Source organism: Arthrobacter sp. LjRoot14 (genome assembly GCF_964253905.1).
GTDB lineage: Bacteria > Actinomycetota > Actinomycetes > Actinomycetales > Micrococcaceae > Arthrobacter.
In genome coordinates this window covers 2231721-2243871 of record NZ_CAXURL020000001.1, presented here as the reverse complement: position 1 = coordinate 2243871, position 12151 = coordinate 2231721, and the positions used below count along the sequence as shown (strand labels likewise).

Genomic DNA, 12151 nt, shown 5'->3' with positions numbered 1-12151 from the left:
GCCGGCGCCTCGGCCCGGCACCGAGGGCGCTCTGGAGTGCAAGCTCCGGGGCGCCTTCCTTTTGCCGCCCCTGCAAGGAGCCCTGATGCCGCCATCCCGACAGAACCCGTCCGCCATCGCTCATGTGGAAGCCGTAGAGGCTCCGAAACGCCAACCGCTGTTGGAACGTCCGGGCGTTCGCCCCGCAGGCGTACGCCGGGTTCTCCGTGACCTCGGCCTGCCCTACGTCTCCAACGGCGTGATCGGCCTCATCTTCTCCGCCTCCGGCCCCATAGCCGTCACCCTCGCCGTGGGAGCGGCGGGAGGCCTCACCGAGGGCCAACTTGCTTCCTGGGTGTTTGGCATCCTTTTTTCGGGCGGGGCGGCGACGCTGGTGATGTCTCTCCTCTACCGACAACCCCTGGGCTTTGCCTGGTCCATTCCCGGGACGGTGCTCCTGGGTCCGTCCCTGCAGCACTTGTCCTTTCCAGAGGTGGTGGGGGCTTTCTTCGCGTCCGGATTGCTCGTCCTCGCGCTGGGCGCCACCGGATTGGTCCGCAGGATCATGGCAATGGTGCCCATGCCGATCGTCATGGCGATGGTGGCCGCGGTGTTCCTGAAATTCGGCACGGACATAGTTGGTTCAACCCAGGCCAACCCTGTAGTGGCTGCACCGATGGTGGTCGCATTCCTGGTCCTCACTGCCGCGCCTGCGCTAGGCAGGTATATTCCGCCAGTGCTCGGTACTCTTGCGGTTGGTGGTGTCGCTGTGGCGCTAAGTGGCCAATTTTCCCTCCAAAAAGGCGGCCCGGTTCTGGCCACCCCGGTCTTCACCGTTCCTGAGTTCACTTGGGCTGCCCAGCTGGAACTGGTTGTTCCCCTCGCCCTGACGGTCTTGTTTGTTCAGAATGGGCAGGGCATCGCGGTTCTCCGTGCCGCAGGCCACAACCCGCCGGTCAACGTGTTCGCCATCGTTTCGGGTGCGTTTTCGTTGATCAATGCCGGCTGCGGCGCTGTCTCAGCGTGCGTGACCGGTCCAACCAACGCCCTCATGACTTCCTCAGGAGCCAGGCAGCGCCAGTACACGGCGGCCGTGGTTTTCGGCGTCCTGGCCATGACCTGCGCCCTTCTCGCTCCCGCACTGACCCGGCTCATGCTCGCAACACCCAGGGAATTCATATTGACCCTGGGCGGCATTGCGATGCTTCGGGCACTCCAGCAAGCCTTTGTCACCGCGTTCGCCAATGCCTTCACGCTGGGGTCCTTGGTGACATTCGTGGTGACCATGTCCGGGATGAGCCTTGCCAACATTCACCCGGCATTCTGGGGCCTGGTCATCGGCTACACAGTGTCCCGGGTCCTTGAACGCGCGGACCATCCTGCAACAGGATCCTAGCGAGGTGTTTTCATGATTCTCCGCAGGGCGAGGTCATGACCTGGGCCCGCGACCGGTCCCTGGGACTGTTCAGAAGCGTCCTGTCCATCAACTCATGGCAGGCGTACACCCGCCCGAAGCCGCAGCCATTCCCCCGGCAGACCCTGGTCCGTGCCGCAGCATGCAGTAAGCAGGCTGATGGACGCCGACGCGGGCGGGCCTCAAACTGATTTGATGGACGATACGGAAAAACGAGAGACCATCGCCAAAGTCACGGACCGCCTGTCCGAACGATATCCCGAAACATCCCGGTACTACATCGCCGGGCTCGTCGCCGAAGAGTACGCCCGTCTGGACACCAGCCGGATCCGCACCTACATACCGACACTGATCGAACACGGGGCCAAGAACCGACTCCGGGGGAACGCCAACCGGCCACCGGCAGAACACTGACACCAACAGTCTCCCGCGATAGCACGGCGCATATAATCTGAGCATGCCAATCACGCACCTCACCCAGGACCTTCACGCCCGACAGCCTGCCCTCGACCACCGAGGGAGCGAGCTGTGAGCGGCGGTCTTGTCGCGCTGCTGGACGACATCGCAGCCCTGGCCCGCATAGCTGCCGCCTCGGTGGACGACGTCGCTGCCGGTGCCGCCAAAGCGGGGGCAAAGGCCGCAGGTGTGGTGATCGACGACGCCGCCGTCACCCCGCAGTACGTGTCCGGTGCAGACCCTTCACGCGAACTGCCTATGATCAAGCGGATCTTCTGGGGCTCGCTCAAAAACAAGCTGCTGATCATCCTGCCGGCACTGCTTCTTATCAGCGCCTTCTTCCCAGGGGCCATACCCTTCATCCTCATGGCAGGCGGCACCTACCTCTGCTACGAGGGCGCCGAGAAGGTCTGGCACAAGTTCCGCGGGCATCACTCCGCGGAGGAAGATACACCGGCGGTCGAACGGGGACCCGAGGCGGAGGCCAAGGTCGTCAAAGGCGCCATCACCACGGACTTCATCCTGTCCTGCGAGATCATGGTCATCTCGATGAACGAGGTGGCCACTGAATCCCTGTGGGTCCGGGCCCTCATCCTGGTCGTCGTGGCTCTCGTGATCACAGTGCTCGTGTACGGCGCCGTCGCACTCATCGTCAAAATGGACGACGTCGGCCTGCACCTGGCCGCTAAGGACTCCAAGGCTTCCCAGCACGTCGGCGAGATGCTCGTCAAGGGGATGCCCTCCGTGCTGGCCGCTATTACCTTCGTCGGGACGATCGCCATGCTCTGGGTTGGCGGGCACATCATGCTGCAGGGGGCCTACGACCTAGGCTGGCACGCCCCTTACGACCTCGTCCATGTCCTTGAGGAGCCCGCCGCCGGGTTCGCTGTGGTTGGCGGCTTCCTGGGCTGGCTCGTAAACACGCTGTGCTCGGCCGTCCTCGGACTCGCCTGGGGCCTCATTGTCATGGCCATCGTCGGCCCGCTGCTGAAAGTGCTGCCGTTCGGCAATAAGGAAAAAGGGCACGATGAGAGCGACGCAGTCGCAGCGCGCGGGCCGGCGAACCGTAACTCCGATCCGGCTTCATAGCTTGTGGCCGGTGGGGTGGCCGGGGTTTCCGCTCAGGCTCAAGGAAGGGCTTTGAGAGCACAGTGAGATCCGCTCCGGGCTCGCCGTCTGAGAAGCTGAACCGGGCTGTCCGCACACCTGCAGCTGACCGAGGGAGTCCTGCTCCCCGGCACACGGCTGACCGAATCCACCATTGCCGAGGACATCGGCGTCTCGCGGAACACGGTGCGCGAGGCCTATGCCGAGCTGGCCAGCGAACGGCTGGTGGTGCGGCACCCCAACCGGGGTTTGTGGCGAGCCTGGAGCCCGGCGACATCCACGACGTCTACACCGTCCGCCGAACCATCGAAGTGGGCGCTATCCCCGGCGGAGGCAGCCCGGAGGCTGTGGCAGCCCGTGCGCGCGCCGGTGGAGGAAGGCAAGATCGCCGCAGCAGCGGACGACGACGAGGGGCTGGGTGCCGCAAACCAGCACTTTCACGGGGCGATAGTCGCGTTGGCGGGCAACGGCGAACTCGAGCGGGCCGCCGAGCTGCTGCTGGCATACTTGGACCGCTCCGAGGCAAAGCAGGCCGAAGTCCACGGCGAGTGACGCCTGCGGAATTTGGCGTGGGTGTCGTCCTGGCGAACGCCCACACGCGCCGCCAAGGAACTGTTTGCTGGACCTCCGGACACAGCCGTGGGAAGCTCCAAGGGCGGGCTGAGCACCAAAATCCACCATGCGTGCGACGGTAAAGGCCGGCCACTGGCGATGATTGCGGGACTGGGGCAGGGCGGCGACTGGCCAATGTTCTTGCTGATCGTTTGCTTGTCTCTGCAGGGGGTGGACTGCCTGGCCCGCGTCAGCCATCATGAAAGCAGGCGCGGGGTTCCGGCGACCGCAGCAACACGGCCGCTCCTTGCGCGTTGGAGGCGCAGCGCAATGTCCCCAAGAACCGGCCCTGCAGATCATGCGCCGGCGGACCCTTCCGTCGAGGTACCGGACAAGTTCCTGACAGGCTACTACGAGCTTGTGGCCGACGACGACCTGCGGAACTACACTGCCGAATCGCTCCGGAACCGTGCGGAATACCATCGCTCGCTGGCCGCTACCCGGGGCCCGGGCAAGGCCGTCATCGGAGTGCTGAGTGAAACGGACGCCAGCATAGTGGCAATCGTGGCTGAGGATATGCCGTATCTGCTTCCCTCCATCACAGCGGCACTGGCCCGTGACAATGCCGCCATACGCTGGCTGGTCCACCCCACGTTCACCGTAGCCAGGGACCGCGGAACGAACAGGCTCGTGGACATCCAGCCGGTACCGCTGCGCACTGCCTTGCCGGTGGGAAACGAGCCTTCAGCGATGCCGTCATGGCCTGAATCGACTGGAGATTTGAGCTGCGCGGAAGCCTGGATCGCCGTCGAAATCGCCAGGCTGCCGGATCAGGCCAGTGCCGACCGGCTCACTCTGAATCTCCAGGCGGTCCTGGCCGATGTTCGGGCGGCCGCCGAGGATTCCGCAGCCATCCACCGGCACCTGACTGCGGAAATTGCCGACCTGGATGCCAGCGCGGCTGCGGCCAGCGACGCAACCGTGCAGGAGACCAAGGATTTGCTGCTGTGGCTGGACGACGGCAACTTCCTTTTTCTCGGGTACCGCGGGTATGGCCTGGACGACGACGCCGGACTGCCGGTCCTCGCGGCGCGGCCGGGGTCCGGGCTCGGGCTCCTCCGGCACCGGGAGCAGATCCGGCCTCTGCAAGGCTCCGCCATGCCTGGGCCCCCCGGTCCGGCCCTGGCCCTCACGAAGGCGAGCATCCGTTCCACAGTCCTCCGGGACGCCTACTTGGACGAAGTCAGCCTCCTGAGGTTTGACGTGGCCGGTAATCCCGCCAGGGAAGCGTGCTTTGTTGGCCTTTTCGCCCCCGGCGCTGCAAGCCGGTCCGTGCTTCAGATCCCGGTCATCCGGGACAAGGTGGCCACGGTACTGGACCGTTTCGGATTCCCGCCCGGGTCCCAGGCCGGCAAGGAACTGCTGGCCGCCATTGAGGCCTATCCGCGTGACGAACTCTTCCACATCGACGCGGACGATCTGGCCGGCCACACGCGCGAAATCCTCCGCCTCCAGGAACGCCACAGCACCCGGTTGTTCCTCAGGCCTGATTCCTATGGACGCTTCATGTCCGCCCTGGTTTTCCTCCCCCGCCGCCGCTACAGCACGGCGGTCAGGCTCAACATCGAGCGGGAACTGCGGGAGGCCTTCAACTCGAAGGCCGTCGAGTTCGAACTTCGACTCAGCGAGTCGGCCATGGCCCGCGTGTTTTTCCGGATCCTCCTTGCGGACGGAGGAGGGGCCGCCGTCGACGCCTCAGCACTGGAGCTGCGCATCATTGCTGCCACGAGGTCATGGGCCGAGGGCTTGGATGAGGCGCTGCAGGCCAGATTCCCCGCTGGCGACGCCGCCCGGTTGTCCATGCAGTGGGCGCGGGCGTTTCCGGCAAGCTACAAGGCTGACTACGAGGTGGAGGATGCCGTCGAAGACATCATCAAATTCGAAAGCTTTGACGGACCTGGCGGCAGGAACCGCGATGACCCGCTGCTTTCTGTCTACGCACGCCCGGGGACTGCGGTGCTGGCCGAGGACGCCCGGATCCGCCTCTACCTGACACGGCCGCAGAGCCTGACGCAGATTCTGCCGTTCTTCCACAACCTGGGGCTTGAGGTACTCGACCAACGGCCCTTCGACGTCCGGCGTGCCGATGGCCGAACCTTCTTCCTGTACGACCTCGGGCTGAAATACCCCTCCGGCGTGGACCCCCTGGGTACCAGCGAGCTGCTTGCCGACGCGTTTTGCGCCGCCATGAGAGGAGACATCGAGTCCGACACATTTGACGCACTGGTGATCAGGGAAGGAATCGGATGGCGTCAGACGGCCATCCTGCGCGGCTATGCGAAATACCTGCAGCAGCTCGGGACCACCAACTCCTACGGCTTCATGGCGGACACGCTGCGGGCAAACGTCCGGGCCACGCGCGCACTCCTTGCGTTGTTCGAGGCAAAGTTTGATCCGGATCTCGACCAGCCAACCCGCCTCTTCGACATGGACTCCGCCAGAAGCGAGCTGACGGCTGCCATCGACGCCGTGCCGGTCCTGGACGCCGACCGGCTGCTGCGTTCCTTCGCGAGTCTTGTCGAGGCCACCCTGCGCACCAATTACTTCCTGGACAAGCCCTACCTCAGCTTCAAGCTGAACCTCTCCGGCGTCCCCGTCGCACCTGCCCCGCGGCCAAAATACGAAATCTGGGTCTACTCGCCCCGGGTTGAAGGGGTGCATCTGCGTTTTGGCGCCATTGCCCGGGGCGGGCTTCGCTGGTCCGACCGCCGGGAGGACTTCCGGACGGAGATCCTGGGACTGGTGAAAGCGCAGACTGTCAAGAACGCTGTCATCGTGCCAACGGGTGCCAAGGGTGGTTTCTATCCGAAGCGGCTGCCCGACGCCGCCACGGACCGTGCGGCCTGGCTGGCGGAAGGCCAGGAGAGCTACCGGATCTTCATCCGCGGCATGCTGGACATCACCGACAATCTACTCACATCCCTGGACGGCGCCCACGGCTCCACCGAGCTGGTTGTACCGCCCGAGCGGGTGGTCCGGCACGACGGCGATGACTACTACCTGGTTGTTGCCGCCGACAAGGGGACAGCCGCGTTCTCGGACATCGCCAATGCCTTGGCCCTCGAGTACGGATTCTGGCTCGGCGATGCCTTCGCCTCGGGCGGCTCGGTAGGCTATGACCACAAGCAGATGGGCATCACGGCACGCGGGGCCTGGGAGTCGGTCCGGCACCATTTCAGCGAGCTGCTCATCGACTCCACGGCCCAGGACTTCACGGTAGTGGGCATTGGCGACATGAGCGGTGACGTGTTCGGCAACGGAATGCTGCTGTCCCGCCACATCCTGCTGGTGGCGGCGTTCGACCACCGACACATCTTTCTGGACCCGAACCCCGATCCGGCCGTCGCCTATGCGGAGAGGCAGCGGCTGTTCGGGCTTCCCCGTTCCTCCTGGGCCGACTACGACGTCTCGAAAATCAGCCCGGGCGGCGGCGTGTTCTCCCGGCTGGAAAAGTCGATCGAGATCACTGAAGCGGTGCGCCGTGCCCTTGGGCTGGAGCCGGGGACGACGGCGATGAGCCCACCGGAGCTGCTCAGGGCCGTCCTTATGGCCCCCGTGGACCTGCTCTACAACGGAGGCATCGGCACGTACGTCAAGGCCTCCACCGAGACCCACTCGGATGTGGGCGACAAGACCAACGATGCCATCCGTGTCAACGCCAGTCAGCTGAGGACCAGGATCATCGCCGAGGGCGGCAACCTCGGCATCACCCAGCGAGGCAGGATAGAGGCGGCACTGGGTGGGGTCCTGCTGAACACCGACGCCATCGACAATTCCGCCGGGGTGGAATGTTCGGACCACGAGGTAAACATCAAGATCTTCCTCGACCGGATGATCGCTGCGGGAAGGATGTCCCAGGACGAAAGGACAGGCTTCCTGCACTCCCTTCAGGAGGAAGTCGGACGCTTGGTCTTGAGAACCAATGCGGACCAGAACGTGCTCCTCCTCAACGACCGCCAGCTGGTGCTTCACTGGAGCCCGAGCTTTGAGCGGACCATGGACTGGCTGGAGGCCGTGACGGACCTGGACAGGAACCTTGAATGCCTGCCCAGCACGGAGCAACTGCACACCCGTCTGCAGACCGGCGCAGGCCTGACATCTCCGGAGCTCTCCGTGCTGGCCGCGTATGCCAAGATCGAGCTGGCCAGGGAACTTACACTCAGCGGACTGGCCGATGACCCTTGGTTCGCCCGGACGCTGCGTGACTACTTTCCGCGCCAGCTATCGGAGCGGTTCGGGGAGGAGCTGTCCACGCATCCGCTGCGGCAGCAGATCGTGGCCACTGTTATTGCCAACGACATGATCAATCTGGGGGGCATTGCCTTCGCCTTCCGGGCAATGGAAGAGACCACGGTATCGGCGGCCGCCGTGGCCCGCGGGTTCGTGGTCATGCGCGAGATCTGGGACTTTGACTCAATCGCCGAGGCCCTCTCACAGCTGCCGGCAAGCATCCCTAGCGAGCACGGGTGTGCCGTGGCGCTGGACATGCGCCGCACGCTTGACCGCTCGACACGGTGGTATGTCAACCACGATTTCCGGGACAAGCCAATCGCCGATGCAATGGCCCGGCTCGGGCCCCCCATGTCGCTTCTGCGCCCAAAGTTCAGCAGCTTCCTTCACGGCGTGAATCTGCAGCATGTGATGACCCGCCTGGCCCACACCGACGCCGTCGGCCTGCCCCATGAATTGGGTGTGCGTGCCTCCGAGATCCTGGTCAGCTATGGTCTTCTGGACATCACCGCCATATCGGAAGAACTCCAAGAGCCCGCGGACACCGTGGCCGAAGTGTACTTTGCCGTCTTCGAGCGGATCTCGGCGGTCCCCATTCTTGAACACATCACGGCGCTGCCGCGGGAAACCCACTGGCAGGCCCTCGCGCGGGCGGCGCTTCGAGACGACTTGTATCTGGTCCTTGCAGGCATGACGAAGGCTGTTGTGCGGACTACTCCACGCCCCTCCGCCCCCGGAACCGATCCAGTGGAGCGCATCGTCGTTTGGGAAACTGAAAACATCGAACAACTCGGCAGGATCCAGGAAACCATCAAGGAGGCCATCAAGCCGGGCCCGGTGGATATTGCAGCATTGTCCGTTGCGGTCAAGCTGTTGCGGGCCTTGGTCAGCCGCTAGCTAGAGGTGCATTCCCCGGCTCCGGTTCCATATCGAAGCCACTGGTCCACCAGACCCGGCCTGTCGAGCCAGATACACCGTTAATTCCACAGTCCCGTGGGTCAGGGTTGGAATCGGTAGCCGATGCCGGCTTCGGTGAGGAAGTGGCGGGGGGTGCCTGGTTCCGGTTCGAGTTTGCGGCGGAGCTGGGCCATGTAGACGCGCAGGTAGTTGGAGTCGGTGGCGTACGCGGGCCCCCAGACTTCGGTCAGCATCTGCCGCTGCGTGATGAGTTTGTCCGGGTGACGGACCAGGAGTTCCAGGATGTTCCACTCGGTGGGTGTCAGCCGAACGTCCTTGCCATCACGCATGACGCGGTGTCTGGCGAGGTCCACGGTGAATGAGTCCGTTTTGACGGTGGGATCCTGGCTATGGTCCGATGCCCGGCGCAGCAGGGCGCGCAGCCTGGCCAGAAGTTCGTCCGGTCCGAAGGGTTTCGTGATGTAGTCGTCCGCTCCTGCGTCCAATGCCTCCACCTTGTCCTCGGAGCCGTGCCGGGCCGAGAGCACGAGGATGGGAACCGGGTTCCAGCTCCTGAGCTCTTTGATCACGGCAGTCCCGTCCATGTCGGGCAGGCCCAGGTCTAAGACGATGAGCCGCAGCGGATGCTGCGTGGCGGCCAGGAGGGCGGATTTACCGTCCGTGGCGGTAGTGACGGTGTAGCCGTTGGCCTGGAGGGTGATCTTCAGGACTTTCAGCAGGAGCGGATCGTCGTCGACGACCAGGACAGCGGTCATGGGTTCTCCGTAGTGGACGATTGGAAGGGCCGCGAGTCGGTGCGCCTGGCCAGCAAGGACTGCGGCTGCACGGGCGCTTGCCGGTCACCGCCATCGGGGGCCGCACCGGTCGAGAGAGGAAGCAAGATGACCATGGTGAGTCCCCCGCCCGGGGTTTCTTCGGCACTGAGTGTCCCGCCCATGGCTTCCGTGAACCCCTTGGCGACGGCCAGTCCGAGCCCCACCCCGTTGGTTTGCGGGATATCGTCCAGGCGCTGGAACGGGCGGAACATTTCGACAACGCGTTCCGCCGGTACGCCCTGGCCGTGGTCGATGATCCGCAGCTCGCTGGCTGGCCGCCCGGCGATGGTGGCGGACCTGAAGCCGCCGACTGCTCCCACGAGGACGATCTCGGAATCGGGGGCGTATTTCACCGCGTTCTCGACGATGTTTGCAATGACGCGCTCGAGCATCCCCGGGTCGGCGTCGATTTCGGGCATGTTTGCGGGCAGTTCCACCCGGACACGTCCCGGGGGCGTGCCGTGCAGGGCGGCGGGGACGACTTCGGACCAGCGCACGGGACGGAGCAGGGGGTTGACGGAGTCGGCGCTGATGCGGGACATGTCCAGGAGGTTCCCGACCAGCAGGTCCAGCCTGTCTGCGGAGGCATCGATGGTCTGCAGCAGGTCCTCTTCTTCTTCAGGAGTGTATTTGACGCCGTGCTGGAGGAGGCCGCCGACGGCGAGTTTGATTCCGGCAAGAGGCGTCCGCAGGTCGTGCGACACGGCACGGAGGATGGAGGTGCGCATGGTGTTGCTTTCCGCGAGCCGGAGGACCTCCCGGCGGCTGGCAGCCAGTTGTTGGCGTTCCAGTTGGGCGGACAGGTGCACCCCGAACGCGCCGAGCAGCCTTCTGTCGCTGGCCGGAAGGGTCCGGCCGGTGAGAACCAGCCGGGTTGTGGGGTCGATCTGTTCGATGTTGTCGGCAGTATCCGGTCCGCCGGGAGGGCGTGTGCCGGCTTCTGCAACGGGCCGCCAGACGGTTCTGCCGGGCGCCCCTGTGTCCGTGTCGCCGGTGGATGTGTAGAGGGCTGCGCCGCTGACTTGGAAGACGTCCAGGGCCTGTTCGAGTAGTCCTTTCAGGGTGTCTTCGGCGCGGGCTGCGCCTCGGGTGAGGTCTCCGAGCGTGGTGGCTTCTGCGCGGGCGCGGGAGGCTTCTTTGGAGCGGCGTGCCGAGATGTCGACGACGACCGCGACGGCTGCGGAGACTCCGACGAAGACCACCAGGGCCAGGATATTCTGCGGGTCGCTGATGGTCAGTGTGCCGACCGGTGGGGTGGAGTAGTAGTTGACCAGCAGGCTGGACCAGAGGGCGGCGAGAATGGCCGGCCAGAGGCCGCCGATGAGTGCGACGAGTACGCAGCCGCTCAGCTGGATGAGTGCGGCTGTGGTGATGTTCGGTTCAGGATTCGCAGAGAGCATGAGCTGAACGAGTATGGGCAGTACGACGGCCAGGCCGAATCCGATGGTGACCCTGATCCTGCCGAGGTCGCGTTGCCGGACCGGACCAGTACCGCGCCCGCCGAGGGGGTGGGAGACCATGTGCACGTCGATGTCTCCGGAGTCGCGGACCACCCTGGTGCCGATGCCTCCGCCGAACAGTGCGCCCAACAGGCCGGCCAGCTTCTTGTGGCGGGAGATGCCAACGACGATCTGGGTGGCGTTGACGCTGCGGGCGAAGTCCAGGAGCGCGCTGGCGGGGTCTTCGCCTGCCACAATGTGGTAGCTGCCGCCGAGGTCCTGGATTAGGCGGCGCTGGGCCTCCAAGGCCTGGGGGGATTCCTCGGCGACGCCGTCGGCGGCGCGGACGTGCACGGCCAGAAGGTCCCCGCCGTTGACACGGTTCAGGATCCGGGCAGCCCTGCGGATGAGAACTTCACCTTCGGGGCTGCCGGTCAGCCCGACCACGATGCGTTCGCGGGCCGGCCAGGTGGCCTGGATGTCGTTTTCTTCCCGGTACCGTGCTAGTCCTTCATCCACCCTGTCGGCCAACCACAGCAACGCCAGCTCGCGCAATGCGGTGAGGTTGCCCAGGCGGAAGTAGTTCGAGAGGGCGGCATCGATCTTGTCGGCGGAGTAGATCTTCCCGTCGCCCAGGCGCTGGCGGAGGAGCTCCGGGGAGATGTCGACCAGGTGGATCTGGTCGGCCCTGCGGACGATTTCGTCCGGCACGGTTTCGGCCTGGCGGACGTCGGTGATGGCGTTGACGACGTCCCCGAGGGAGGCCAGGTGCTGGATGTTGACCGTGGAGAGGACGTTGATGCCGGCGTTGAGGAGTTCGTCGATGTCCTCCCACCGTTTGGGATGCCGGCTGCCGGGGATGTTGGTGTGGGCGTATTCGTCGACGATGGCTGTCTCGGGTGCCCGGGCCAGTACGGCGTCCAGATCCATCTCATCGAATTCGGTGCCCCGGTACGGCAGCCGCCGTGGCGGGATGACTTCCAGCCCGTCCAGCAGCGCGCGGGTGTCGGCACGTCCGTGGTCCAGGGCGAACGCGACGACGACGTCCTCGCCACGTTCGCCCAGACGGTGGGCTTCCTCGAGCATTTCGTAGGTCTTGCCGACTCCCGGGGCGGCCCCCAGGAAAATCCGTAGTGTTCCGCGTGCCATGGGGTCAGTCTTTCACCTGAACAGGGCACGGT

General features: G+C 65.0%; 7 protein-coding genes. 5 read left to right on the top strand and 2 right to left on the bottom strand.

Translation table 11 applies throughout. The annotated features are described in order from the left end of the window. The first annotated feature begins 85 nt into the window (after window positions 1–85). The 5 genes from ACSQ12_RS09985 (at window position 86) to ACSQ12_RS09965 (ending at window position 8695) form a co-directional block, all read left to right on the top strand. Window positions 86–1375: a benzoate/H(+) symporter BenE family transporter gene (locus tag ACSQ12_RS09985; RefSeq protein WP_436065278.1), complete on the top strand. Its 1290-nt coding sequence runs from the start codon at window positions 86–88 to the stop codon at window positions 1373–1375. 177 nt (window positions 1376–1552) lie between these two features. Next, complete coding sequence (locus ACSQ12_RS09980) at window positions 1553–1807, top strand: three-helix bundle dimerization domain-containing protein (protein ID WP_436065277.1); 255 nt, start codon at window positions 1553–1555, stop codon at window positions 1805–1807. A 114-nt stretch (window positions 1808–1921) separates the two neighbouring features. Then, on the top strand, window positions 1922–2938 hold the full coding sequence (locus ACSQ12_RS09975; RefSeq protein WP_436065276.1) for a DUF808 domain-containing protein: 1017 nt from the start codon (window positions 1922–1924) through the stop codon (window positions 2936–2938). Window positions 2939–3043: 105 nt separating this feature from the next. Then, window positions 3044–3508: a GntR family transcriptional regulator gene (locus ACSQ12_RS09970; protein WP_436066971.1), complete on the top strand. Its 465-nt coding sequence runs from the start codon at window positions 3044–3046 to the stop codon at window positions 3506–3508. A gap of 330 nt (window positions 3509–3838) precedes the next feature. Further along, on the top strand, window positions 3839–8695 hold the full coding sequence (locus tag ACSQ12_RS09965; protein ID WP_436065275.1) for an NAD-glutamate dehydrogenase: 4857 nt from the start codon (window positions 3839–3841) through the stop codon (window positions 8693–8695). 101 nt (window positions 8696–8796) lie between these two features. Here the strand turns inward: ACSQ12_RS09965 and ACSQ12_RS09960 are convergent, their stop codons facing one another. Both ACSQ12_RS09960 and ACSQ12_RS09955 read right to left on the bottom strand, forming a co-directional pair. Beyond that, entirely contained in the window at window positions 8797–9471 is a 675-nt protein-coding gene (locus tag ACSQ12_RS09960) for a response regulator (RefSeq protein WP_436065274.1), read from the bottom strand. Continuing rightward, window positions 9468–12119, bottom strand: coding sequence for a DUF4118 domain-containing protein (locus ACSQ12_RS09955; protein ID WP_436065273.1), 2652 nt, complete (start codon window positions 12117–12119; stop codon window positions 9468–9470). Before ACSQ12_RS09955 ends, ACSQ12_RS09960 begins: the two co-directional genes overlap by 4 nt. Between the last annotated feature and the right edge of the window lie 32 nt (window positions 12120–12151).

Excerpts from the sequence above, each read along its gene's own strand:
- ACSQ12_RS09985 (WP_436065278.1), top strand. The coding sequence starts at position 86 with ATGCCGCCATCCCGACAGAACCCGTCCGCCATCGCTCATGTGGAAGCC.
- ACSQ12_RS09980 (WP_436065277.1), top strand. The coding sequence starts at position 1,553 with ATGGACGCCGACGCGGGCGGGCCTCAAACTGATTTGATGGACGATACG.
- ACSQ12_RS09965 (WP_436065275.1), top strand. The coding sequence starts at position 3,839 with ATGTCCCCAAGAACCGGCCCTGCAGATCATGCGCCGGCGGACCCTTCC.
- ACSQ12_RS09960 (WP_436065274.1), bottom strand. The coding sequence starts at position 9,471 with ATGACCGCTGTCCTGGTCGTCGACGACGATCCGCTCCTGCTGAAAGTC.
- ACSQ12_RS09955 (WP_436065273.1), bottom strand. The coding sequence starts at position 12,119 with ATGGCACGCGGAACACTACGGATTTTCCTGGGGGCCGCCCCGGGAGTC.